This window comes from Sporosarcina sp. FSL W7-1349 (assembly GCF_038003045.1).
In the GTDB taxonomy this organism is placed as follows: Bacteria; Bacillota; Bacilli; order Bacillales_A; family Planococcaceae; genus Sporosarcina.
In genome coordinates this window covers 1,540,746-1,564,670 of record NZ_JBBOOK010000001.1, presented here as the reverse complement: position 1 = coordinate 1,564,670, position 23,925 = coordinate 1,540,746, and the positions used below count along the sequence as shown (strand labels likewise).

23 protein-coding genes are annotated in these 23,925 nt (G+C 49.4%); 21 read left to right on the top strand and 2 right to left on the bottom strand.

Annotated elements, in window-relative coordinates:
* The first annotated feature begins 1 nt into the window (after nucleotide 1).
* Nucleotides 2–484, top strand: coding sequence for a pantetheine-phosphate adenylyltransferase (gene coaD, locus MKY41_RS07770; RefSeq protein WP_340744489.1), 483 nt, complete (start codon nucleotides 2–4; stop codon nucleotides 482–484).
* Nucleotides 485–532: 48 nt separating this feature from the next.
* Here coaD and MKY41_RS07765 read toward each other — a convergent pair whose 3' ends face one another.
* Entirely contained in the window at nucleotides 533–1,420 is an 888-nt protein-coding gene (locus MKY41_RS07765) for a hypothetical protein (RefSeq protein ID WP_340744488.1), read from the bottom strand.
* 240 nt (nucleotides 1,421–1,660) lie between these two features.
* Between MKY41_RS07765 and MKY41_RS07760 the strand changes: the two genes are divergently transcribed.
* A complete protein-coding gene (locus MKY41_RS07760; RefSeq protein ID WP_340744487.1) occupies nucleotides 1,661–2,707 on the top strand; it encodes a SepM family pheromone-processing serine protease in 1,047 nt (348 codons plus the stop codon).
* Between the two features lie 3 nt (nucleotides 2,708–2,710).
* Here the strand turns inward: MKY41_RS07760 and MKY41_RS07755 are convergent, their stop codons facing one another.
* Nucleotides 2,711–3,931: a nucleotidyltransferase gene (locus tag MKY41_RS07755; RefSeq protein ID WP_340744486.1), complete on the bottom strand. Its 1,221-nt coding sequence runs from the start codon at nucleotides 3,929–3,931 to the stop codon at nucleotides 2,711–2,713.
* A 127-nt stretch (nucleotides 3,932–4,058) separates the two neighbouring features.
* Here MKY41_RS07755 and MKY41_RS07750 point away from each other — a divergent pair, with 127 nt between their 5' ends.
* From MKY41_RS07750 to MKY41_RS07660, 19 genes are all read left to right on the top strand, one after another.
* Entirely contained in the window at nucleotides 4,059–4,592 is a 534-nt protein-coding gene (locus tag MKY41_RS07750; RefSeq protein ID WP_340744485.1) for a YceD family protein, read from the top strand.
* A 23-nt stretch (nucleotides 4,593–4,615) separates the two neighbouring features.
* Complete coding sequence (gene rpmF, locus MKY41_RS07745) at nucleotides 4,616–4,789, top strand: 50S ribosomal protein L32 (RefSeq protein WP_084212437.1); 174 nt, start codon at nucleotides 4,616–4,618, stop codon at nucleotides 4,787–4,789.
* A gap of 508 nt (nucleotides 4,790–5,297) precedes the next feature.
* On the top strand, nucleotides 5,298–6,062 hold the full coding sequence (locus tag MKY41_RS07740) for an enoyl-CoA hydratase/isomerase family protein (RefSeq protein ID WP_340744484.1): 765 nt from the start codon (nucleotides 5,298–5,300) through the stop codon (nucleotides 6,060–6,062).
* 239 nt (nucleotides 6,063–6,301) lie between these two features.
* Nucleotides 6,302–7,660, top strand: a complete 1,359-nt coding sequence (locus tag MKY41_RS07735) for an acetyl-CoA carboxylase biotin carboxylase subunit (RefSeq protein WP_340744483.1) — start codon at nucleotides 6,302–6,304, stop codon at nucleotides 7,658–7,660.
* Nucleotides 7,660–7,875 (top strand): biotin/lipoyl-containing protein, encoded by a 216-nt coding sequence (locus MKY41_RS07730; RefSeq protein WP_340744482.1) that lies wholly within the window; start codon nucleotides 7,660–7,662, stop codon nucleotides 7,873–7,875. Before MKY41_RS07735 ends, MKY41_RS07730 begins: the two co-directional genes overlap by 1 nt.
* A 107-nt stretch (nucleotides 7,876–7,982) precedes the next feature.
* Entirely contained in the window at nucleotides 7,983–9,533 is a 1,551-nt protein-coding gene (locus MKY41_RS07725) for an acyl-CoA carboxylase subunit beta (RefSeq protein ID WP_340744481.1), read from the top strand.
* Between the two features lie 122 nt (nucleotides 9,534–9,655).
* Nucleotides 9,656–10,558 carry a ketopantoate reductase family protein gene (locus MKY41_RS07720; protein ID WP_340744480.1) on the top strand — a complete coding sequence of 301 codons (903 nt, stop codon included), beginning with the start codon at nucleotides 9,656–9,658 and terminating at the stop codon, nucleotides 10,556–10,558.
* On the top strand, nucleotides 10,555–10,944 hold the full coding sequence (locus MKY41_RS07715; RefSeq protein WP_340744479.1) for a DUF3397 domain-containing protein: 390 nt from the start codon (nucleotides 10,555–10,557) through the stop codon (nucleotides 10,942–10,944). The genes MKY41_RS07720 and MKY41_RS07715 overlap by 4 nt, the downstream gene beginning before the upstream one ends.
* 87 nt (nucleotides 10,945–11,031) lie before the next feature.
* Entirely contained in the window at nucleotides 11,032–12,648 is a 1,617-nt protein-coding gene (gene bshC / locus MKY41_RS07710) for a bacillithiol biosynthesis cysteine-adding enzyme BshC (RefSeq protein ID WP_340744478.1), read from the top strand.
* Nucleotides 12,649–12,904: 256 nt separating this feature from the next.
* The gene (gene mraZ, locus MKY41_RS07705) at nucleotides 12,905–13,336 is read left to right on the top strand and encodes a division/cell wall cluster transcriptional repressor MraZ (protein ID WP_041073868.1); all 432 of its coding nucleotides are present in this window, start codon (nucleotides 12,905–12,907) and stop codon (nucleotides 13,334–13,336) included.
* A gap of 44 nt (nucleotides 13,337–13,380) precedes the next feature.
* Nucleotides 13,381–14,313, top strand: a complete 933-nt coding sequence (rsmH, locus tag MKY41_RS07700) for a 16S rRNA (cytosine(1402)-N(4))-methyltransferase RsmH (RefSeq protein WP_340744477.1) — start codon at nucleotides 13,381–13,383, stop codon at nucleotides 14,311–14,313.
* 15 nt (nucleotides 14,314–14,328) lie between these two features.
* Nucleotides 14,329–14,700, top strand: a complete 372-nt coding sequence (ftsL, locus tag MKY41_RS07695) for a cell division protein FtsL (protein WP_340744476.1) — start codon at nucleotides 14,329–14,331, stop codon at nucleotides 14,698–14,700.
* A gap of 35 nt (nucleotides 14,701–14,735) precedes the next feature.
* Nucleotides 14,736–16,901, top strand: coding sequence for a penicillin-binding protein (locus MKY41_RS07690; protein ID WP_340744475.1), 2,166 nt, complete (start codon nucleotides 14,736–14,738; stop codon nucleotides 16,899–16,901).
* A gap of 66 nt (nucleotides 16,902–16,967) precedes the next feature.
* Entirely contained in the window at nucleotides 16,968–18,872 is a 1,905-nt protein-coding gene (locus tag MKY41_RS07685; protein WP_340745657.1) for a penicillin-binding transpeptidase domain-containing protein, read from the top strand.
* Nucleotides 18,873–18,942: 70 nt separating this feature from the next.
* The gene (gene mraY, locus MKY41_RS07680) at nucleotides 18,943–19,914 is read left to right on the top strand and encodes a phospho-N-acetylmuramoyl-pentapeptide-transferase (protein WP_340744474.1); all 972 of its coding nucleotides are present in this window, start codon (nucleotides 18,943–18,945) and stop codon (nucleotides 19,912–19,914) included.
* Nucleotides 19,915–21,264 carry a UDP-N-acetylmuramoyl-L-alanine--D-glutamate ligase gene (gene murD / locus MKY41_RS07675; RefSeq protein WP_340744473.1) on the top strand — a complete coding sequence of 450 codons (1,350 nt, stop codon included), beginning with the start codon at nucleotides 19,915–19,917 and terminating at the stop codon, nucleotides 21,262–21,264. It abuts the gene before it with no gap.
* An 82-nt stretch (nucleotides 21,265–21,346) separates the two neighbouring features.
* Nucleotides 21,347–22,411: a putative lipid II flippase FtsW gene (ftsW, locus tag MKY41_RS07670; RefSeq protein WP_340744472.1), complete on the top strand. Its 1,065-nt coding sequence runs from the start codon at nucleotides 21,347–21,349 to the stop codon at nucleotides 22,409–22,411.
* A gap of 14 nt (nucleotides 22,412–22,425) precedes the next feature.
* A complete protein-coding gene (locus tag MKY41_RS07665; RefSeq protein WP_340744471.1) occupies nucleotides 22,426–23,211 on the top strand; it encodes a cell division protein FtsQ/DivIB in 786 nt (261 codons plus the stop codon).
* Nucleotides 23,195–23,914 (top strand): DUF881 domain-containing protein, encoded by a 720-nt coding sequence (locus MKY41_RS07660; protein WP_340744470.1) that lies wholly within the window; start codon nucleotides 23,195–23,197, stop codon nucleotides 23,912–23,914. The genes MKY41_RS07665 and MKY41_RS07660 overlap by 17 nt, the downstream gene beginning before the upstream one ends.
* Nucleotides 23,915–23,925: the final 11 nt, after the last annotated feature.

Sequence of the window (23,925 nt, the reverse complement as noted above, 5' to 3'; positions counted from 1 at the left end):
TGTGTCAAAAATTGGAGTTGTGCCGGGGAGTTTCGATCCGCTGACGAACGGACACTTGGATATTATCAAACGGGCAGCCAAAGTATTCAGTCAGGTCAAAGTGGTAGTCATGATCAATTCATCGAAAAATCCGTTATTTACGGTGGAAGAGCGGGTTTCCTTGATAGAAGAAGTGACCGCTTCCATTCCGAATGTGACAGTCGACTCATCGACGGGGTTGTTGATCGACTATGCGGAAAGTGTAGGGGCGGCTGCGATTGTCCGAGGGTTGCGCGCCGTTTCCGACTTTGAATATGAAATGCAGATCACATCGATGAACCGCTATCTGGACGAAAGCATTGAAACATTCTTCATCATGACGAATAATCAATACTCCTTTCTAAGTTCCAGCATGGTGAAAGAAGCTGCTAAATATGGTGGAAAAATTTCAGGGCTCGTCCCTCCTCGGGTGGAGGAAGCACTAAGACAAAAATTCAATGCGTAATGCTAAATGGTTATGATGAGACTGCTCATCATAACCATTTTCACTTCCTCAGTAAATAAGATAAAACAGGAACGGGACGAGGAGGAAGCTCCAGACCCTTCCTAACACATAGGGCATCAACGGGAGACGGGCTGCGTTTGCAATGACAAATACCTGCATATGAATGCTCATCCCATTTAATGATAAAATGGCGGCGATGAGAAATGGGAAGAAGGCATACCCGTAGAAATGGTCAGTAGCGGATTGGACGCCTGATGTCATTTCAAAAATGGATAGCGCAATCGTCTTAGTAATGCCGAGATCGACGGTGAATGTGGCGGTGGCGACTGATGACAAGACTGTTCCAAGGGAAGAGAAGAAAATGACCGTGGTGGCAACGAGTATGATGATCGAAGAGCTCTCTTTGATGGCATCCAGCAAAGGCAAGCCGGTTTCTCGAGATTTGGGCTCGTCATTCGGTTTTTCTTGGGATTCATCTTTTCGCATGAGAAATAAAGTGAGCATGAAAAAAAGGATATTCGATAAATGAGTGGCGGCCAGCAATTTCCATCCTGCCCCGACACTGCCAAACAATTCTGTCCCGACGAAACCGATGACGAACATTGGACCGGGTGCATGGCAGGCGGCTAAGAGCAGGCCGCTTTGCCTCCTCGTCAATTCCCCGTTTTTCTTCATTTCGGATACGGTCACAGCCCCGACCGGGAAACCGCCGAACGAGCCAAGAATATAAGCCTTCACGAATTTTTGCCATTTTGAAGTCCGCCTTGCCCGAACCGGTATTTTTAGCAGCCATTGGGTCAAAATGATATAGGGCAGTAAATACGGAAGGAGCGCATGGACGAACAGTTGAGCGCCGAATTCCGCTCCTTCGTGAGAAATGCCGGGTTGCAAGATGAAAAGGATGATCAGTCCCCAGATGATCGCAATGGTTGCCATCTGACTACGATCGGGGTGCCTGAATGTGACGGTTCATGCACTTGCTCCTTTCTGAGAGTAGGTAGAAAGCTGAGGATGGAAATAAAACTCTTTGTCCGGCCGTTTTATCAATGCTAGACTGGAATAGTGCCAGCCAAAGGAAAAATAATCCGGCTACTTGGCAGGTGAAAAAACATTTTTACTGATCTTGGCTTATATATATGTCCAGAACGAACAGGCTATTAACGGAGGTGACCATTGATGAGAATGAAACGGCTTGGTTTGCTGCTAGCCATCCTTGCCATCCTGGCCGCAGTGCTCTTATATCCGATGGATACGTACATATCGAAGCCTGGCGGTGCTTACGAACTTTCCCCATTTGTCAAAGTTCAGGGAGGGGATGAAGACGATATCGGCACATTCAGCTTGATGACCATTTCCGTGTCGAAAGCGACGCCGGCCACCTATCTCTACGCGAAGTTCTCCGACTATCAAAAGCTCTTGCCTTCCTATAAAGTGCGGCGACATGGGGAGGATGACAAAGAATATACGACGCGGCAGAAAAAGCTGATGTCTGATTCGCAATTCAACGCAATCCATGTTGCCTATCAAAAAACAGGGTTTCCACTGAAAGTTGATTTTGACGGGGTTTTCGTCATGATGGTCTTGCCGGGTGGAGCCGCGGACGGGAAATTGGAAGTTGGAGATAAAATCCATGCGGTAGATGGGGTTCCTTTGAAGGAAACTGGGCAATTTGCTTCTTTGATTGCCGATAAGGGAGAAGGGGATGACGTTCATCTGACAATAGAACGGGAAAAGGAAGAGAAGCTTATCGCCCTATCGATGAAAGAGATTCCGGATAACGATGGGCGTGTCGGGCTGGGCATCCAGTTTCAAGAGGACCGGACGCTGACAACGGATCCAAAAGTAGATTTCCATACAGCCGATATCGGCGGCCCTTCGGCAGGGTTGATGTTCACTCTTGAAATTATAAACCAATTACTGGACGAGGATTTGACGAAGGGGTACAACATTGCAGGAACCGGTGAAATGCTGGAAGACGGGACGGTCGGACGGATCGGCGGGGCCGATTTCAAAGTCGTCGCGGCCGACCGGAAAGGCGTGGAAATTTTCTTTGCCCCGGATGACGATTTGCCTGACGAAGTGCGGGAAGCGAACCCGGGAATCATGACAAATTACGAGGAAGCGGTGAAAATGGCGGAAAAAATCGGCACGAAAATGAAAATCGTGCCAGTGAAGACGGTAGATGATGCCCTTGCTTATTTGCAGACGCTAGAAGAAAAATAAATCCTACGGAATGATGATAGGGGGGTGCTTGTAATCGGCCCCTAGACGGGAGTGGGCTGTCCCGCCTCCAATCCCCAAAGCGTACATGTCCGACGCCTTGCAGTCCATGGCGAGGGACGGATCGGAATAGGAGGCTGCCTTGCTGACGATGGGCAGCTTCATCTTTTTCTTGAATTGATTCAAATACCGCTGTCCCGCTTCCGTCATGCCAAGTAGCCGCAAATAGGAAGGAGCCTCGATTTCATTGCGTAATTCATATGTGTAACCGGTAAAAATATGCGTTAGCATGCGTTGGATCCGGGTCCACGTGTACCGTTTGGATTTCACTTCATTCATGAACGGTTCGAATTCGCCGTGTTCTGCGGCAGCGCGGTATAAGAGGTTCTCGATGCCCTCTGTAATGTCTGCAATCCGGGAAAGTCGCTCGGGCCCCTCGCGGAGGATGATGACGCGAAGCAATGGGTAGAACGAAGGCCAAGCGCCGAAAGACTGCTGTTCCTCCTGCCAGTCCACCAGGCCGGTCCGAGTCGGTTCTGGGATGAAACCCGAAACCGCATCCAGTGCTGCCATTTCAAAAAAGGATTTACGGATTCCGGTTGCGCTCGCAATCGAATTGCCAACGACCGCCTTGTCATGATAGCCCGCTATAATGCGCGGGATGGTGACCGCCTTCATGGAAGATCCAAGCGTACGGGCGGCCTCCATGTATTGATACCCTAAAATATTATTCGGTTTGGTCAAATCCACTACTGATTCGCCGGAATCGGACAGGCGGACGGTCTGGCGGTACGCTTCATTCAACGCTTGTGGATAACTGACCCCCTGTTTCACGGCGGTCTTCACCGTTTGTTCATAATCCTGTCCTGCGCGCTCGATGAGGTCCAGCGCCCTTTCGAATGCCTGGATATCTCCGTCTTCGCTTCCGAAACAGTAGGCGTCGCAATGGGCGGCGTCCAAAAGTGTGATGGCTCCGCGTGCGAACTCGGGCGCATGAGCTGTGGCGAAGGCGTAAGGCAATTCGAATACGATATCGACATGGTTTTCCAGCGCCATCTTGGCCCGCGTCCGTTTGTCGACGAAGGCGGGCTCTCCCCGCTGCAGGAAGTTTCCGCTCATAACGGCTATGATAATATCGGCATCCGTCCGGTTTCGTGCCTCCGTTACATGGTGGAGATGACCATTATGGAATGGGTTATATTCGACGACGACTCCTGTCGCTTTCAAAGCGGTCCCTCCTTTGCTACAATATAGGATAATTATAACGTATTCCGTGTCACCGGTGACAAGAAAATATCTTGACATCCCTACAGCCACATTATATAATCAATTTTGTTGTCTTGAGGTGATAGACATGAAATGGTCCATCCATCAATTACAGAAATACAGACAAGGTCCGATGCCACTTGACGAAGCGGTTGACCTTGCATCCGTCAAAAAACGGAATCCGGAAATCCGGGATATTTCGCCTGTCCATGTGACCGGCAGCTGCTCCATCGGTTCAAAAAAGCTGACATGCCGATTTCATTTGGAAGGGACAATGACCTTGCCTTGTTCACGGACTTGGGAAGATGTCGAGTACCCGTTTTCCATTGAAACCGACGAACAATTCAGTTGGGACGAAGCCACCTTGGCAACGGACGATGAAATTCATCCGGTTGTGGGGGAGGTCATCGACCCGACGCCTCTTTTCGAGGAATTGCTCCTATTGGAAGTCCCGCTTCAAGTGTTCAGCGAGAATGCAGACGAAATGAAGCAAACCGAAGGAAAAGGCTGGTCCTATACGACGGACGACGAATTCCAAGCCCGGCTCCAGGAAGAACAGGAAACCAAAGTGGATCCAAGACTTGCCGATCTGGCCAAGTTTTTCGAATCCAAGGATGAATAGGCAATTATAAGGAGGTGCCCCCAATGGCAGTACCAAAAAGAAGAACTTCCAAAACAGTAAAACGCCAACGCCGTACTCATTACAAACTACAAGTACCTGGCATGACGACATGTGAAAACTGTGGCGACATGAAGTTGGCTCACCGCGTATGTAAATCATGCGGTCACTACAAAGGGAAAGACGTCGTAGGCGAATAATCAAGATTTGTCTATAGATAAGGCCTACGTCTTATTAGAAGACCACCGAGAGACCATGGCTCCCGGTGGTTTTTAATTTGGCTGGATGTGCTGGACTTTTGCGGTGTTTTGGACGCTTTTGAAGGTATTTGCCAAACTTCATAACGTTCCGATCAAACCTCGCAACGTTTCCCAGAAACCTCATAACATTTCTCTCAAACCTCGCAACGTTTCCCAGAAACCTCATAACATTTCTCTCAAACCTCGCAACATTTCCTTGAAACCACTCAACATCATCGACCAACCTCTCAACATTTCGTCCACCTCCAAACGTTTTTACCAAACTTCATAACGTTCCACTCAACCCCCACAATAATTCCCTAAAACCTCGCAACACTATCGCTCGACCTCCAAACACTTTCACTCAACCCCGAAACGTTTCCGACCCATCCCCATCCCACAAACCGTTCCCTAATCTTGGTAACCTATGGTATTCTAAAAAGGTATACAGAAAGAAAGGGTGGATGGGATGTCATATAAAATCGAGATCAATGAAGGGATTGCGACATTCACGATCGACCGGCCGGAGCGGATGAATGCGGTCAATTATGAGGTGATGGACGGCTTGGAAGAATTCCTGGACCGGATTTCGGACAATCCGGATGTGGGGTACGCGGTCATCACAGGCGCGGGGGATCGGGCGTTTTGTTCGGGCGGCGATTTGTCGGAGTTCCATGGCATGCAGACCGCCGAGGAAGCTTATCCCATGTTGAGCCGCATGGCTGGATTGCTTTACCGGGTGGCGACTCTCCCGATGCCGGTCATCGCCTTGGTGAATGGTTCGGCAGTGGGCGGCGGTTGTGAAGTGGCGACTGCTTGTGATTACCGGATTGTCTCTTCCCAAGCGAAAGCGGGGTTCATTCAAGGGACGCTTGCCATCACGACCGGCTGGGGCGGAGCGACGCTGCTTTTCGAGAAGGATGGAAAGCATGACCGTGTGTTCCGGCTCTTATCCGAAGCAAATATCCGCACGGCTGAGCAAATGCTGGAGGCGGAGTGGGCGACTGAATTATATGATGGCAGTGCTGAGGAAGGATTGGCTCAATTTCTTTCCAAAATGTCGAAAATCCATCCTTCTGTCCACCGGGCGTACAAGACAGTGGCAATCCGCAAATGGACAGCGGATTTCATGCGCGACCGCATGTTGGAGGAATCCCGCCAGTGCTCCATTTTATGGGCGAGTGAAGCCCATCATGAAGCAGTGCGGCAATTTCTAGCGAAAAACGGAAAATGATTTACAACTGAACTTTCCATTCCAGATGTATTCCATTTTTTGAATCAAATTCAGACAAGTTCCATTAAAATATTCTAACTTTTAAAAAACCTAAAAACCTTGTAAAATCAAGGTTTTTCATAGTTTGATGATTGACTCTTCCGAAATATTTTCATACAGAGGTTGAAAACGGTTTCAGTCATCGTATAAACTAAAGGGGGAAGAGAAAGTTCACTAGTAAACGAAATGGGGGATTTACTATGGATAAAATATTGATTGCAAATCGTGGGGAAATTGCACTCAGAATCATCCGGACATGTAAACGTCTCGGGATCGAAACAGTGGCGGTCTATTCGGAGGCGGATAGCGAAATGCCTTTTGTCCAAGAAGCGGATGAAGCCTTTCTGCTAGGACCTGCCCAAGTGCAGCAGTCGTACTTGAAAGCGGATGACATTATTGATATCGCTATCCGGACAGGCGCTAAAGCGATTCATCCTGGGTATGGTCTCTTATCGGAAAACTCCGAGTTTGCCCGCAAGGCGGAGCAAGCAGGGATTACATTCATCGGACCGGACGCCGATACGATCGATAAAATGGGGGATAAGATCGGCTCGCGCGTTACGATGCAACAGGCAGGGGTGCCCGTTGTCCCGGGAACCGACGAAGGCGTGGCGACGGTGGAAGAAGCCATTCAAGCAGCCGCAGAAATCGGTTATCCGATTATGTTGAAGGCGAGTGCCGGCGGTGGGGGAATCGGCATGGTGCGCTGCGAAGATGAGCAAGCACTCACTCAACATTTTCAATCGGTAAAAACACGTGCGAAGGCGTATTTCGGGGATGATGTCGTGTTTCTTGAAAAGTTCATCGCGAATGCCCGGCATATCGAAGTACAAATATTCGGGGACGAACATGGTAATATTGTCCATCTTTTCGAACGGAACTGTTCGGTTCAAAGGCGTAATCAGAAAGTGATCGAGGAATCTCCTTCTCCGCATTTACCGGAGGATGCGAGAAACCGGCTTCATCAGGCGGCAGTCGATGCTGCCCAGGCAGTGTCCTATAAAAACGCTGGAACAGTCGAGTTCATAGTCGATGAAAACAATGATTTCTATTTTCTAGAGATGAATACAAGGCTGCAAGTCGAGCACCCGGTCACGGAAAAAGTGACGGGCTACGATCTCGTTGAATGGCAGTTGGAAGTGGCAAAGGGCAACGAACTTCCTGTGAAAAAACAACAAGAAATCACATCGACAGGACATGCGATTGAATACCGTATCTACGCGGAAGACCCGGTCAAATTCATGCCTTCTCCAGGGCCAATCAACAAATTGGACTGGAAGGGCCAGGATAATGTCCGAATTGACTCCGGATATGTGGAGGGCGGGAAAGTGACACCTTTCTATGATCCGCTCATCGCGAAAGTGATCGTCCACGCTTCGACTCGTGAAGAGGCAATTGCGAAATCACAAGCGTTTTTGAATGAGGTCGAAATTGAAGGTCTGAAAACGAATATTCCGTTATTCACCGCGTTTCTTCAGTCCGAGGAATTCCAAGCGGGTGATTATACAACGGCCGTGTTGCCGGGTTGGTTGGAAAAACAAAAGGAGAGTGTACAATAATGGCAGAATTGAAATCATCAATGGCGGGGACCGTCTTTACAGTGAACGTATCAGAAGGGGAAGAAGTGACAGTAGGACAAGTCGTCCTTGTCTTGGAGTCTATGAAAATGGAGATTCCGGTGGAAGCGGAAACGGCTGGCAAAGTGGCATCTATTCAAGTCCAAGTCGGCGATTTCGTCAATGAAGAAGACGTTCTTCTGACAATTGAGGCGTAATAAGAATCCATATAGAACACTCTGATCCAAGGTAAGAATGTGTCAGCGTAATTGATGTAAGGGAATGGCATCATGGGGAAACATTTGAATGAAAGGGGTTTATCGATATGACGAAAGTGACAGAGCAACCGGCATACAACGAGAAATTGGAAGAACAGCTGAAGCAGATCTTTGCCGGGGGGCATCCTAAGTATCATGAAAGTCTGAAGAAGCAAAATAAAATATTCGTCCGCGATCGTCTGCGTTTATTATTCGATGATGGCGAGTATACGGAAGACGGCCGCTTCGCAAATTGTGAAGCGGGGGATCTGCCGGCGGATGGCGTCGTCACGGCAATGGGGAAAGTGAACGGGCAGACCGTTTGCGTCATGGCGAACGATTCGACGGTGAAAGCGGGATCGTGGGGAGCCCGTACCGTTGAAAAAATCATCCGTATCCAGGAAATTGCGGAGAAGAACCGGGTTCCGATGCTCTACCTCGTCGATTCGGCAGGAGCGCGCATCACGGATCAGTTGGATATGTTCCCGAATCGTCGGGGAGCGGGCCGGATTTTCCATAATCAAGTGCGGTTATCCGGTTTCATTCCTCAGGTCTGCATCCTTTTCGGACCGTCTGCGGCGGGTGGAGCGTATATCCCGGCATTCTGCGACATCGTCATCATGGTAGACGGAAACGCCTCGATGTATTTGGGCTCTCCGCGGATGGCAGAGAAAGTGATCGGCGAAAAGGTGACGCTCGAAGAGATGGGTGGAGCGCGCATGCACTGTTCCGTTAGCGGAGTCGGTGATGTGTTGGCGGCGAATGAAGAGGAAGCGATTGCCGAGGCTCGCCGTTATCTTGAGTATTTCCCAGCCAACTTCACAGAGATGCCGGCCTTGAAAGAAACGGTCGCTGCAAAGGCGGGTCGTCCTTTGGAAGCGATCATTCCGGAAAACCAGAATGCGCCATTCGATATGTATGAAGCGATCGATGCATTGATCGACGAAGGCAGCTTCTTTGAAATTAAGAAACTGTTTGCGGCAGAAGTAATCACCGGCATTGCGCGGATCGAAGGGCAGCCTGTCGGGATCATTGCGAACCAGCCGAAGGTGAAAGGCGGCGTCCTGTTCGTGGACTCTGCGGATAAGATGGCGAAATTCATCAATCTTTGTGATGCGTTCTCAATTCCGCTTCTATTCTTGGCAGACGTGCCAGGCTTCATGATCGGTACAAAAGTCGAGCGCGCAGGAATCATCCGTCATGGCGCAAAAATGATCATGGCAATGAGTTCGGCAACTGTTCCGAAGATTTCCGTCGTCGTGCGCAAAGCGTATGGAGCAGGTCTTTACGCGATGGCCGGCCCTGCGTTCGAGCCGGATGTCTGCATTGCCCTGCCGACTGCCCAAATTGCGGTCATGGGTCCGGAGGCGGCGGTCAACGCGGTGTATTCCAATAAAATCGAAGCGATTGAAGATCCGAAAGAGCGTTTGGCGTTCGTTCAGGAAAAGCACAAGGAGTATAAAGAGGAAATCGATATTTATAAATTGGCTTCCGAGATGATTATCGACGAAATCGTGGCTCCTTCCAGCTTGCGTGAAGTGCTGGCGGATCGCTTCCGTCTTTATAGCACGAAAGATATTCCACAACCACCGAGAAAACACCCGGTATATCCTGTATAATCAAATAGTGGAAACAAGGCCCGCCTGGATTCCGGCGGGCTTTTACTTGAATCCGCAAAGGTTATTGCGAATTCAAGTAAAAGCCTTCCGGCGGATTATCATCATGAAAGGGGGATGGCCGAATGAAGGTGGTCATCGCTGGTGCAGGATCGATCGGCATGCTGATCGGATCCTATTTGCAAGAAGCTGCTATGGACGTGGCGTTCCATACGAGAAGAAAGGAACAGGCGGATGCTCTGAATCGGGAAGGGATTCAGCGGATCAATATGGATGGAACGGCATCCGTTTTCCCCGCTTACGCAACGGATGATATCCAACAGTTGCCGAAAGACGCCCTTTGGATTGTCAGCACAAAGTTTGCCGGGCTGCATGGCATTCTGTCCGAAATGAAGGAAACGAAGGTGACCGGGCCCATCCTTTTCATCCAGAATGGCATTGCCCATCTGGAACTTGCCTATGGATCGGATTGGGAACAGTTCGCGTTCGCGACGGTCGAGCATGGCGCGGGGCGTCTGGATGATCGGACCGTGTCCCATAACGGCGTCGGTTCCATGACAATCGCGGTCGGCAGGGGAAAACGGAATGTCTTTCATTTGCTGGATAGCGCAGTAACCGAACAATTCCCTATTGTATTTCATGAGGACGCGGAGCAGATTTTGATGCGTAAAGTGCTCATCAACTGCATGATCAATCCACTGACCGCCCTGCTGCAAGTGAAGAATGGAGAGCTGGTCGACAACTGTCATGCGTCCTCCCTGTTCCGGCAATTGTATGCGGAACTGATGGAAGCTTTTCCGGAATTCCGCACTTTCCTTCCATATGAAGCAGTGGTCGGCGTTTGCCAAAAGACGGCATCCAATCATTCCTCCATGCTGGCGGATCGGCAGGCCGGACGTCCGATGGAAATTGAAACGATAGTGACCGCGGTTATCCGAAAAGCGGAAAGCCGTAATGTATCATTGAATTTATTGAAGACGCTGGAGCGGATGTTGAAAGCGGTTGATGGGGGAGGGGCAGGTCGATGAATGAAGTGATCTCAGGGCTTCTTGGCACGATCATCCTTTTTCCGCTCATCGTCACGCTCTCCTATGTGGTAATCATGCGGAAGATGGGTAGGGCACCCGCCAAGATGATGGGGCGGGCAGCGGATGTCACGACCCCATTCCTATTTTTTGCTGTCTATGTCGTAGCCCATGCAATATTCGGGGATGGGCCTGGGTGGCTCATATCGGGGATTGCCCTCGTGATTGCCATTGTTCTCATCATCATCGAACGGCTTCGGGTGAAAGAATTCAAAATCCTTCGTGTATTGCAGCGTGCATGGCGTCTCTATTTCCTCGTGCTTTCCTTCGCATATATCATTTTGATCGCCGTTGGTGTCATCAAGAAGATTGTCGAGTATGTCGCCTAGTGGGAGTCCATAAGCATTTGTTTTTCAAATAGTTCGATTGAAATGCTATACTCGGTTCATACTGTTAGTTACAAAGGGGCTTGAACGATGGAATTGCAAGAGATGACGCTGCCAATAAAAAATAAAGTGATGCAGTCATATCAACATGATCACGGATTTGTACATACATTTTTTGATTACGTAAATAAGCAAGAGGCTTATCCAGAGCGATTGGAGGAGCTTTCTGGAAGGACCTATCGCCGGACGGAGCTGGCGGAGGTCATCCAATCCTTCATGGAGCCGTTTGGCATCTCGGAAGCCGCCCGCCGCCATATCGCGGAGTTGGGGGACAAAGCGGCGGTCGTCATCGGGGGGCAACAGGCCGGCATCATGACGGGTCCCTTGTATTCCGTGCATAAAGCGATCACGGTCATCCTTCTCGCGAAGAAACAGAGGGTGGAGCTTGAAACCCCGGTCGTTCCGGTATTCTGGGTGGCAGGCGAAGACCACGACCTGAATGAAATCAATCATGTCTATACGGAGTCAGGCGGACGGATTGCGAAAAGCCAATACCCGGAAAATTATATATTGAAGTTGATGGCTTCCGATGCGACCTATGACAAGAAGAAGATGGAGTCGTTTATTCGGGAGGTTTTTGGGAAGTTCGGGGAAACATCCTACACGAAGCGATTATTAGATGAAGTGTTGGCCGCAGTGGGAAATGAAGACAATTTCACCGGCTTCTTCGTGCGTTTGATGAATGGTCTGTTCCAGGAGGAGGGGCTCTTATTCATTGATTCGGCTTATCCGGCGCTGCGCCAATTGGAGTCGGAATACTTTCTTCGATTCATCGAAACTTCTCCGGAGCTCGCGCGTTTGATCCACGATAAGGAACAAGCATTTGAACGAGAGGGGTTCGGGACACCGATCATGGCGCAAGAAGACGCAGCCCATCTTTTTTATGTGCATGAAACGGGGCGGATCCTTCTTTCCAGGGAAAATGGCGAGTTTGTAAACCGTGCTAGCGGCATCCGGTTCTCGAAAAGGGAGTTGCTTCGCATTGCGGAGACGGAACCGTGGCTGCTAAGCAATAATGTAGCCTCTCGTCCGCTGATGCAGGATATGGTATTCCCGGTTTTGGCATTCGTTGGCGGACCCGGAGAAATCGCCTACTGGGCCGTGCTGAAAGACGCGTTCCATCATCTTGGTATGAAAATGCCAATCATCGTCCCCCGGATGTCGATGACGCTCGTCACGCCCCAGGTCAACCAAGAACTGGAGAAGAGATCGTTCTCGGTAGTGGATGTGATAAACGGCGCAGTCGGGAAAACGCGGGAGTCATTCATTGAAAGCTTGTCAGATGAGCGATTCGAGTCATTTATTGTGGAAACGGAAAGACTGCTCACCGAACAATATGGCAAGATCGCAGCCCACCTGGGACAAGAATATCCGACGGTCGAAAAATTGGCCGACAAAAATCTAGGGTTTCATCTAAAACAGCTCGGTTATTTACAAGATAAGAAAGAAGAAGCCGATCTGCTAAAAAATGATGCCGTTCTCCGTTCATTTGATCTGCTTGAGTCCGAGCTGTTTCCGAACGGAGGCTTGCAGGAACGGGTTTACACACCATATGGCTATATGAACGAATATGGGCCGTACCTCATACAGGATTTATTGAAACTGCCATTCACCATCGACAGTTCCCATAAGGTCGTCTATCTGTAACACAACGTGACATCTTCCGAGGCGCAGTTGCGGCTCTTGTCGCATCGTTGCTGGAATGTAATGGAATACAAAAAAATGTCGAACACTCATGCAAGCATAGTCATGCGGGCAGGGGTGTTTTCTTTTTTGCATTGAAATCTCAATGAATGAAGTACTATTGACACATTTTGATATGTAATCGGTATTATTCTCATGAAACTGGTGGAGGAATGTGGGGGGATGTGGTACATTAAATTCATATAGTGGGGTGAAGAGTATGTTCATGGGGGAGTATCAGCACACTGTCGATACAAAGGGCCGCCTGATCGTTCCTTCGAAATTCAGGGAACATCTCGGGGATGGTTTCGTATTGACAAGAGGGCTCGATAATTGCCTCTTTGGCTACCCGATGGATGAATGGAAGCGCTTGGAAGAAAAGCTGAAGGCGCTGCCTGTTACAAAAAAAGATGCCCGCGCGTTCACCCGGTTTTTCTTTTCCGGTGCAACGGAAGTGGAACTGGACAAGCAAGGGCGCATCAACATCCCATCCTCCCTGCTGCAATACGCGAAAATTGAAAAGGAATGCGTCGTCCTCGGAGTTTCCGGCCGGATTGAAGTATGGTCGAAAGACTTGTGGCAAGACTATTATGAGGACTCCGAACAATCCTTCAACGAAATCGCGGAAAATATTATTGACTTTGATTTTTAAAATTAGAAGCGTATGGTTGAACTTTTAGAAAGAAGGCGGTTTCAATGTTTCAACACACAACTGTATTACTTCACGAAGCCGTCGAAGGACTGAACATAAAAAACGATGGTATTTATGTGGATTGTACGTTAGGCGGTGCCGGCCACAGCCGTGAGATTGCCAAACAGCTGGCCGAAGGCGGAAGGCTGATCTGTTTCGATCAGGACTTGACTGCTATCGAGGCGGCCAAGGAAACGTTGCGAGAGTATTTGCCGAATGTGACATTCATCCACTCCAACTTCAGAAACCTCAAAACGGAATTGGAGAAGATCGGCGTTGACGGGTTGGATGGCATCCTCTATGATCTCGGGGTTTCGTCCCCGCAACTGGATACGCCCGAACGGGGGTTCAGCTATCATCACGATGCCCCGTTGGACATGAGAATGGATCAGGATGCTCCATTGACGGCATATGACATTGTCAACGAATGGCCTTACGAAGAGCTTGTCCGTATATTCTTCCGCTATGGGGAAGAGAAATTCTCCAAGCAGATCGCACGGAAAATCGAGGAGGCGCGCAAGCACTCACCGATTCGGACGACGACCGAGCTGGCTGAATTGATCAAATCGGGCATTCCGGCGGCGACCCGCCGAACAGGTGGACATCCGGCGAAGCGTGTCTTCCAAGCAATCCGGATTGCGGTCAATGATGAATTGGGTGCCGCAGAACAATCTTTGACGGACGCCATCACATTGCTGAACCCGGGAGGCCGGATCAGTGTAATCACCTTCCATTCATTAGAAGACCGATTGTGCAAAACAATCTTTAAAGAAGCATCTTCCTTACCGGATCTACCACCGAACTTGCCAGTCATTCCAGAGGGGATGGAGCCGGTATTGAAACTGGTCACACGGAAGCCGATCGTGCCCACAGAGAAAGAGATAGAAGAAAATAAAAGGGCAAGGTCAGCAAAACTCAGAGTTGCAGAAAAAAAGTAAAGGGGAAATGGGTGAATGGCACTAGAACAGAGAAAATTTCAGACAACCTATGTACGCGAACTTGAAACACCGGAAGTACCGAAAAACGCACCGAAGACAAAGCCTTCCCGTCGGATTTTCTCCGTCGGGGAAAAATTCTTATTCGTGCTTGTCGCCTCCCTGCTCGTACTTTGTGCAACAACGATTTTACATACGCAGGCTCAGATCAATGACACGAATAAGGAAGTGCAATTGCTGAACAAAGAAATTGAAGAAACTACAAAAAAGAATATGGAATTGTCCATCCAAGTAAAAGAAAAATCCACATATGAGCGCATATGGGAAAAAGCGAAGGAACTCGGCTTGGATCTGAACGAGAACAACGTAAAGGTCGTGCCTGGACGATGAAAAAAAAGTTTCGATTCCAATGGGGAGCCTTTCTGATGTTTGTAGTTTACGGAGGGCTCTTTTTCCTTTTATTCGGAAGATTGCTTTTCATCCAGATCACCGGTCAGGCGGAAGGTCGGGTGATGGCCACCTTGGCTGAAGCAAAATATGCAAGGGAATCCATCCTGAAGGCAGACCGCGGGACAATTGTGGACCGCAATGGCGAATTGATCGCTTCCGACACATTGAGCTATAAACTCATTGCCGTGTTGAATGAAAAGGCGAGCAAGGATTCCAAGAAGCTCCGGCACGTCGTGGATTATGAAAAGACGGCGGAAGTCCTGGCGGAACATATTCCGCTTGAAAAAGAGAAAATCCTATCCATCATGACGGATGCAAAAGCAGCGAATGCGGACGTCTATCAAGTGGAATTCGGCAAGGCAGGACGCGACGTCAGCCATGAAACAGTTATGGCAATCCGGGAACAGGAGCTGCCAGGCATCCTGTTCATCGAAGATAAAAAACGATTTTATCCGAATGGCGTGTTCGCTTCCTACTTGGTCGGGTTTGCGACGAGGGAAGAGGATAAAGATAAAAATGTCATGACCGTCGGCAAAATGGGGCTGGAGAAAACATACAATGATGAATTGAACGGCACCGATGGAAAAGTAAATTTCGAATCCGACCGATGGGGGTTCATCTTGCCGAATTCCAAAAAGATGATCACGCCTGCACAGCACGGTCATCAGATTGAACTGACCCTTGACAAGACAATCCAAAATTTCGTGGAAGATGCACTGAATCGCGTTGAAAAGGAATATTCGCCTAAAAAAATGATGGTCATCGTAGCGAATCCGAAAACAGGTGAAATTCTGGCGATGAGTCAACGGCCGTCCTTCCATCCCGGTACCCGGGAAGGGCTGACGGAAAATTGGTTGAATGAAGCGATCGAACAAACAATTGAGCCGGGTTCGACGACGAAAATGTTCACGTTGGCCGCCGCAATCGAGGAAAAGAAATGGGATCCGGGCGCTTACTATAAGTCAGGGCAATATACCGTATATGACCGGACAATCCGCGACGTCGTCCGCCAAGGATGGGGGACTATCACATTTTTAGAAGGGTTCCAACGATCCTCCAACGTTGCGATGGCCTATTTGCTTGAAAGATTAGGCGATAAAAAATTCATCGAATACATGCATTCCTTTGGTTTCGGTAAAAAAGTCGGCATCGATTTACCGAATGAGGCATCGGGCATCATCTTAGATCGGTATCCAAGTGAGCGGTTGACGACTGCTTACGGACAAGGTTCGACTGTCACACCTATTCAAATGATCCAAGCCGCCACGGCCATCGCCAATGATGGCGTTATGATGAAACCGTATGTCATCCGATCCATTACGGATCCTAATACCGGGAAAATCGTCCAAAGCCGTAAGCCGGAAAAAAGCGGTACGCCAATTTCTGCTGAGACTGCGAAACAAGTGAGGGAGATTCTGGCTTCCACCGTCACATCGGATATCGGTACCGGCAGACCGTTTGCGCTACAGGAATATTCAGTCGGCGGTAAGACCGGTACTGCGGAAATCTCCTCCGGCGGACGCTATTTGTCCGGGAACGGAAATTACCTTTATTCCTTCCTTGGTATGGCTCCCATCGAGGATCCTCAATTGTTGACATATGTCTATGTGCAACAGCCTAGATTAGGAGATGGAGAGTATGGTTCCAAACCGGTTTCGGAGGTGTTCAACTCGGTCATGGAGAGCAGTTTGAAGTATTTGAACATCGTGCCGGAAGGGGAGACGACAGTTGAACCGACTGCACTCCCGTCGTTCATCGGAAAAGAGTCTGCCAGTGCGGTAGCAACACTTCAGGAAGAGGGTTTTGTCCCGGTCGTCATTGGTGAGGGGGGTATTGTCAAAGGGCAATATCCAGAGGGAAGCAGTGGACTTGGAAAAGGCTCCCTTGTTTTATTGAAGACGGATGGTTCAACAACATTGCCTGACTTCACCGGATGGTCCAAAAAAATGGTGTTTTCCTTTACCTTGTTATCGGGCTTGGATATCCGCATGAATGGTGACGGTTATGTCATTGAACAAAGCTTATCGCAAGGGACGGTCGTCGGACCCGAGGATCCACTCGTCATTCACTTGCAGCCTCCTTCGGAACAGTATAAGCCGAAAGAGGAGCAGGCGGAGGAGGAAACTATTATCGGAGGTTGACGAATAGCCGTTCACTCCTGTTCATACCTTGGTAGAAAAACAGGAGGCGTGTTTTCGCTGCGTTCCATGATCGATTTACAATCTAAAAAAAGATTACGTGCCGTATTCGTACTATTTCTCATACTGCTTTGTAGTGTCGTAGGGAAGCTGTTTTATAGCCAAATCGTAAAGCATGAAATACTGAAAGAGCGGGCGGAAGTGAATTGGGACCGGGAAATCCCGTTTGGCGGGATACGCGGGGACATTCTCGATCGCAACGGCAATCTGATTGTCGGCAACCAGCTGGCGCCTACTTTGTATTTCATGCCATCCCAAAATGAGGACATTGAAAGTACAGCCAATACGCTCGCCGCCGTCCTAGATGCCGATCCGGCGAAGCTGGAAGAGAAGATGTCCGAAAAGGCGTATATGGTCAAGTTGGCGCCAGAAGGGAAAAATATTACACAGGATCAAGCCGAGGAAGTTGCCAAGCTTCAACTGGATGGCCTGTATACAGGGGTCGATTTTGTCAGGCATTATCCGAATGGCGAATTGCTGTCGAGGCTGATCGGATTCACCGGTTATGACGGCGATGGCCTGGCGGGAATCGAATATGCGTATGATGAAATTTTACGGGGCACCGGCGATAAAATCCGATTGTTCACGGATGCAAAAGGGGTGCCCCTCCCTCATGTGGACGACGGGTTCAAGACGGGCAAGGAAGGAGCATCCGTCGAATTGACGATCGATCTCCGGATGCAAAAGATCGTTGAGCGCGAATTATTGCAAGCAATGGAAAAATATGATGCCGAACAGGCATTGTCCATCGTGATGAATCCGAAAACGGGCGAAATTTTGGCTCTTGCTTCCGCTCCGACCTTCCACCCTGCGAATTATCAAAAGGTAGACCCAAGTATCTATAACCGGAATCTTCCCGTTTGGATGACATTCGAACCGGGATCCACTTTTAAGATTGTCACGTTGGCAGCGGGACTGGAAGAGAAATTGGTCGATCTCCACAACGAGCATTTTTATGATCCAGGCTATACGATGGTCGGCAATGCGAGGCTTCGCTGTTGGAAACGGGATGGGCATAAAGATCAAACCTTCCTGGAAGTCGTCGAAAACTCGTGTAACCCAGGCTTTATCGAAATCGGCCAGCGGCTTGGAGCTGAAAAGCTTTCCAAATACATCCGGGATTTCGGATTTGGCCAATCGACCAAATCGGGGATTGCGGGCGAAGCGAATGGTATTTTATTTTCCAAAGAGGCATTCGGCCCGGTCGAGCAAGCGACGACGGCATTCGGTCAAGGGATTTCCGTAACTCCGATCCAGCAAGTTCAAGCTGTGGCTGCAGCAATTAATGGTGGATATTTATATAGGCCGTATATTGTGAAAGAAATTACGGATTCTAAAGGAAATCCACTGCAAACCTTTGAACCTGATATGCAGCGTCGTGTCATCGGAGAAGAAGCATCGAAGCAGGTGAGGGAAGCGCTTGAGTCCGTTGTTGCCAACGGCTCGGGCCGCAATGCGTTCACCGATGGCCTTCGAGTTGGCGGGAAGACGGGGACTGCTCAAAAAGTGCAGGATGGCCGTTACAAGGATGGCGATTACATCGTATCGTTTATCGGTTTCGCTCCGGCGGATGATCCTGAACTGCTAGTCTATACAGCTGTGGATAGTCCCAAAAACTCCGTCCAATTTGGTGGTGTCATCGCCGCTCCAATCGTCGGAAGAATCATCGAAGAGATAGCCCCATTGGCGGGTATTTCCAAAAGAGAAGGCCAGATTGAAAAAGAATATCGGTGGGGAGACACCCTCACCCATCGGGCACCTGATCTGACAGGGATGACCCGAGGGAAAATCATGAGTCAATTGCATACGTATCGCATCGAATGGCATGGCTCGGGAGAACAGGTAAAATATCAGTTGCCGGCGCCGGATACGTTGATTACGATAGAGGATGTCATTCACGTCTATACGGAATGAATGATGAATTGCAAAGGCTGGCACGGCAGGAAATTCTTGCCGTGCCGGTAGGATAGAAGGAGAAAAAAACATGACACTCGCCACGACCTTGACTGCCATTTCGGTAGCATTCATTGCTTCGGCAATACTAGGAGTTTTCATCCTCCCCGTTTTGAGGAGAATGAAATTCGGACAGAGCATCCGGGAAGAGGGACCGGAATCCCATCAGAAGAAAGCGGGAACCCCGACGATGGGCGGTCTCATCTTCATCGGTTCCATCATCATCACCACTCTTGCCCTATCATCGATTTATGATGTGATGACAACCCAGACCATCGTCCTCTTGATCGTCTTTGTCGGTTTCGGGATCATCGGTTTCCTGGATGATTTCATCATCGTCGTTTTGAAGAGGAATCTAGGATTGACCTCCCTGCAAAAATTGGCAGGTCAAATTATCGTCGCCATCTTGGCGTTTTTCCTATTGAAGCTCGGGCCGTTTGATACGACTGTCAAATTGCCATTTACAGATTTCACGATTGAATTGGGCGTATTTTATGTGGCGTTCCTATTGTTTTGGCTTGTTGGATTTTCCAATGCAGTCAATTTGACGGATGGACTGGACGGTCTTGTCGCCGGGACATCATCTATCGCGTTCGGTGCGTTCGGCGTCCACGCGCTGCTGTACGGCCAGCTGGACATTGCCATGTTCGCGTTTATCGCCACCGGGGCGATGCTCGGCTTCCTATTATTCAATGTCAAGCCGGCAAAAGTGTTCATGGGCGATACGGGATCGCTGGCTCTCGGAGGAGCGCTTGCGATGACATCTGTCCTCATCAAGCAGGAATTCCTGCTCCTCGTGATTGGAATCGTCTATGTAATTGAAACACTGTCGGTCATCATTCAAGTGATCAGTTTTAAAACGACAGGCAAACGGGTATTCAAAATGAGTCCGATCCACCATCATTTTGAATTATCCGGTTGGTCGGAATGGAAAGTTGTCCTCGTATTTTGGGGAGTCGCCTTTCTTGCAGCCATCGTTCCTGTCATGTTGGAGGTGATGTAAATGAAAAACCGGGAATTCTTCAAGGGGATGAATGTCCTCGTCCTTGGTCTCGCGAAAAGCGGGGTGGCGGCAGCGAATTTGCTGCATTCGATCGGTGCGACCGTCACAGTGAATGACGCCTCACCCGACGGAGGAAATGAGGAAGTGAAATCGCTTCGTGAAGCGGGGGTCACGGTTATTTGCGGCGGGCATCCTCCCGGAATTCTAGACAAAGGATTTGACTTGGTCGTCAAAAACCCGGGCATCCCTTATCATAATCCGGTAGTCCATGAAGCACTCCAGCGCGGCATCCCAGTCTGGACCGAAATTGAACTTACATATCGCATCAGTGAGGCTCCGATCATTGCCATCACCGGATCGAACGGCAAAACGACCACGACTACTCTCTTATTCCATATGCTCAACATCGGTAAGAAGCATCCGTTGATTGCCGGGAATATCGGAACGGTCTCCTGTTCGGTCGCCGAAAAGGCGATGGAGGACAATATCATCGTATTGGAAGCTTCCTCCTTCCAATTGATGGGGACGGAAGCTTTCCGTCCGAAAATCTCGATTTGGACCAATTTATACGACTCCCATTTGGATTATCATGGTTCGTCAGAAGCCTATGCGGAAGCCAAGTTCGCAGTTACGAAAAACCAATTGGAAAGCGATTATTTTATCTACAACGCCGACCAGCCGGAAATCGAGAAGTATGCCGCTTCCACAACAGCGACGAAAATTCCGTTCTCGCTCAAAGGCAGAACGGAATTCGGGATATCAGCGGATGAGGAAGGAATATATTGGAATGGGGAGCCGTATGTGTCCCGTTCCCTCATCATGCTGCCGGGTCAACACAATTTGGAAAACATTCTCTCCGCCACAGCTGCTGCAATTTTGTCTGGCTGTGATAAAATTGCTATCGAGAATGTACTTAGTTCCTTCACCGGAGTCAGACATCGGATGCAGTTCGTCAAGGAATCGAAGGGACGTAAATTTTACAATGATTCCAAAGCTACCAATACATTAGCGACGAAAAGCGCCTTAACGGCTTTTAACGGACCGATCGTGTTGCTTGCCGGCGGTCTGGACCGGGGGCATTCATTCGAAGAGCTCCGGCCTTATATGACGAATGTCAAGGCGGTAGTCTGCCTGGGAGAAACGGCCGCAAGATTCGCTGAGTTCGCGAAATCTTGCGGTGTACTAGACATCCTGCTCGCCGACAGCATGGAAGACGCGGTTCAGAAGGCATTTCCATTGTCGGATGAAGGGGACACGATTTTACTATCGCCCGCATGTGCCAGTTGGGATCAGTATCCGAACTTTGAAACACGCGGCGATCATTTCATCGAAGCGGTCATGAATTTGTAAAAGTTCCATGGAAATCGGGTCTGATTTTTGACCTTTGTTAGTAATTTTCGGAAGGATGCGTTCACTGGACAGAAAGTTGAAAATGGCTTTTGTCGTTTCAGCCATAGGACTTTCCCTGATCGGGCTGGCATTCGTGCATTCGGCCGGTTCCTATTGGGGCATGATGAGATATGCGGATACCTCGCCATTCATCGTCAAACAGGGGATTTACATGGTCGTCTCGATCGCCATCGCCTTCCTGATCATGAAGAGCCCTTGGACGTCGAACCCACGTGCGTGGACCGTATTCTATTATGCTACGATTATCTTGTTGGCACTTGTGCTCGTTCCGGGCATCGGGGCTGTCCGGAACGGATCGCAAAGCTGGATCGCCCTCGGACCGTTCAGCCTTCAGCCTGCCGAATTCGTCAAGGTGGCACTTATCGGGAAACTAGCGACGGGCATTCAGAAGACGGGTGGCAAACAGAAGATCCAGCTAAGCCATTTTGCTTTGATTTTGCTCCCGGCGGTGTTGATCATGTTGCAGCCAGACCTTGGCTCTGCCGTCATTATGATCGTTTCCGCATTTGTCATCCTCTTCATCGCGGGGTACCCATTGTCCTTTTTCGCCATTCTTGGGTTTACCGGCATCGGTGCATTTATCGCTTTGATTGCTACGGCACCTTACCGGATCGATCGGATCAAATCTTATATCGATCCGTGGAGCGACCCCCTCGGAACTGGGTTCCAGGGGATCCAATCCTTGTTCGCGATTGCGCCGGGCGGACTGTTCGGCCATGGATATGGCAACAGCCGCCAAAAGTATTTATACTTGCCCGAGCCGCAAAATGATTTTATCTTCTCGATCATTGCGGAGGAGACGGGGTTCATCGGGGCCACCTTCGTCCTTTTCCTCTTTGGAGTCCTGCTTCTGGCAGGATGCGGGATTGCAATCAGGACGGCGAGCCGGACCGAGTTCCTGATCGTTGCCGGGATGGGCGCCATGATCATCTTCCAAACTTTTTTGAATGTCGGAGTCGTCACAGGGCTTCTGCCAGTGACCGGCGTGACATTGCCATTTATCAGCTATGGCGGTTCCTCTCTCATGACGACATGGATGGCGGTGGGGACGATTCTCCATTTTGCGACGGTGAGAAATTATAGATAAAAAGGAGGCACAGAATGGATAAAGTCATTGATATAGAAGAGCGGATCCCTTCCATGCGGAAGAAAAGGCGCCGGAGAACGAATAAGAAATTCCTCTTTATCCTGACTGTATTCGTTCTTGCCCTTCTTGCCATCCTTTATTTCCAATCATCGTACAGTAAAGTCGCCCAGATCCACGTGATCGGCGCGCAACTGCATGATTCAGAGGATTATGCGAAACAAAGCGGCCTTTTGGAAGGGGATCCGGTTTGGGGATTCAGCATAGAAGAGACCGAACAAGCTGTATTGCGGATGGATGGTGTCCGAAAGGTCGAGGTTTCGCGGAAATGGCTGCGGGATGTCGAGATTACTGTGACGGAATGGAAACCGGTCGCCTATTTGTTTGATGGAACCCAATACGAACTTCTGTTGGAAAACGGGGACTTGTTCAAGGACGGGGTCAAAATGGAGACGGAAGCGCCCATACTGAATAATTTTGATGACGCTGCAATTCGTGAAGAAATGACCGGCCAGTTGCTACAGGTGGATTCCGATGTCTATGATGCCATATCGGAAATCATCTACGAAGGAACGGAAGAAGATTCCGATCGCTTGAGAGTCTATATGAACGATGGCTATGAAGTACGGGCAGTCATTTCTTCATTCGCCGATAAAATGAATTATTATCCGCAAGTGACGGCGCAATTGCAGGGTCATGAAAAAGGCGTCATCGATATGGAAGTTGGGACCTACTTCACCCCTTTCAGTGAAATGTATGGCCTGAAAGAGGAGAGTGAATCCATTGATGAAGAAAACGAATGAGGCCTACCAGAAAAAGGGCAGGCATATTCTGTTCTCGGTCGTTTTCCTTGTGCTCGGATTCATCTTGGCCTTCTCTTATCGGACACTAGGGGTCAATCAAGAGGAGGAAGCGCTCTACTCGGCGGAATTCATCCAAGAGGAGCAATATCGTGAAAATCTCGTCAATCAGCAGGAGCGGAACAAGGAATTGTTCGATGAAATAACGGCAAAGCAGGAAGAAATCCGGCAATATGAACAGACGTTTTCCAAAGGCAAGGAAAACCATGCCGATCTAGTGGAAGAAGCGAAGGATCTCCGGTTACTTCTAGGGGTCATACCCGCAACGGGAGGCGGTGTACGCGTCACCTTGAAGGATGGCGACTATGATCCGGTGGAGCAGAACCCGAACGATTATATCGTCCATGAGAGCCATGTCCTGCGTGTCGTCAATGAATTGAAAATCGCCGGGGCGCAAGGTCTTGCTATCAACGGGCAGCGGATCACTTCCAATTCGTATATTAAGTGTACAGGCCCTGTCATCACAATCGACGGAAGAACTTTTCCAGCGCCGTTTGTCATTGAAGCCGTCGGTGATATGGACGTGCTGTCAGCGTCCTTGCAATTGAAAGGCGGCGTGATTGATAGCCTCGTCCGTGATAATATTGTCGTCACGACGGAGCAGTCCAAGGAAATTAAACTGGCGGCCGTTCGCAATGAAAGTTGAGTATTGAGAGG

What these genes read in the sequence shown, in the direction of transcription:
- MKY41_RS07765 (WP_340744488.1), bottom strand. Translation starts at nt 1,420, where the DNA reads ATGGCAACCATTGCGATCATCTGGGGACTGATCATCCTTTTCATCTTG.
- MKY41_RS07760 (WP_340744487.1), top strand. Translation starts at nt 1,661, where the DNA reads ATGAGAATGAAACGGCTTGGTTTGCTGCTAGCCATCCTTGCCATCCTG.
- MKY41_RS07750 (WP_340744485.1), top strand. Translation starts at nt 4,059, where the DNA reads ATGAAATGGTCCATCCATCAATTACAGAAATACAGACAAGGTCCGATG.
- rpmF (WP_084212437.1), top strand. Translation starts at nt 4,616, where the DNA reads ATGGCAGTACCAAAAAGAAGAACTTCCAAAACAGTAAAACGCCAACGC.
- MKY41_RS07740 (WP_340744484.1), top strand. Translation starts at nt 5,298, where the DNA reads ATGTCATATAAAATCGAGATCAATGAAGGGATTGCGACATTCACGATC.
- MKY41_RS07735 (WP_340744483.1), top strand. Translation starts at nt 6,302, where the DNA reads ATGGATAAAATATTGATTGCAAATCGTGGGGAAATTGCACTCAGAATC.
- MKY41_RS07730 (WP_340744482.1), top strand. Translation starts at nt 7,660, where the DNA reads ATGGCAGAATTGAAATCATCAATGGCGGGGACCGTCTTTACAGTGAAC.
- MKY41_RS07725 (WP_340744481.1), top strand. Translation starts at nt 7,983, where the DNA reads ATGACGAAAGTGACAGAGCAACCGGCATACAACGAGAAATTGGAAGAA.
- MKY41_RS07720 (WP_340744480.1), top strand. Translation starts at nt 9,656, where the DNA reads ATGAAGGTGGTCATCGCTGGTGCAGGATCGATCGGCATGCTGATCGGA.
- MKY41_RS07715 (WP_340744479.1), top strand. Translation starts at nt 10,555, where the DNA reads ATGAATGAAGTGATCTCAGGGCTTCTTGGCACGATCATCCTTTTTCCG.
- bshC (WP_340744478.1), top strand. Translation starts at nt 11,032, where the DNA reads ATGGAATTGCAAGAGATGACGCTGCCAATAAAAAATAAAGTGATGCAG.
- mraZ (WP_041073868.1), top strand. Translation starts at nt 12,905, where the DNA reads ATGTTCATGGGGGAGTATCAGCACACTGTCGATACAAAGGGCCGCCTG.
- rsmH (WP_340744477.1), top strand. Translation starts at nt 13,381, where the DNA reads ATGTTTCAACACACAACTGTATTACTTCACGAAGCCGTCGAAGGACTG.
- ftsL (WP_340744476.1), top strand. Translation starts at nt 14,329, where the DNA reads ATGGCACTAGAACAGAGAAAATTTCAGACAACCTATGTACGCGAACTT.
- MKY41_RS07690 (WP_340744475.1), top strand. Translation starts at nt 14,736, where the DNA reads ATGTTTGTAGTTTACGGAGGGCTCTTTTTCCTTTTATTCGGAAGATTG.
- MKY41_RS07685 (WP_340745657.1), top strand. Translation starts at nt 16,968, where the DNA reads ATGATCGATTTACAATCTAAAAAAAGATTACGTGCCGTATTCGTACTA.
- mraY (WP_340744474.1), top strand. Translation starts at nt 18,943, where the DNA reads ATGACACTCGCCACGACCTTGACTGCCATTTCGGTAGCATTCATTGCT.
- murD (WP_340744473.1), top strand. Translation starts at nt 19,915, where the DNA reads ATGAAAAACCGGGAATTCTTCAAGGGGATGAATGTCCTCGTCCTTGGT.
- ftsW (WP_340744472.1), top strand. Translation starts at nt 21,347, where the DNA reads ATGGCTTTTGTCGTTTCAGCCATAGGACTTTCCCTGATCGGGCTGGCA.
- MKY41_RS07665 (WP_340744471.1), top strand. Translation starts at nt 22,426, where the DNA reads ATGGATAAAGTCATTGATATAGAAGAGCGGATCCCTTCCATGCGGAAG.
- MKY41_RS07660 (WP_340744470.1), top strand. Translation starts at nt 23,195, where the DNA reads ATGAAGAAAACGAATGAGGCCTACCAGAAAAAGGGCAGGCATATTCTG.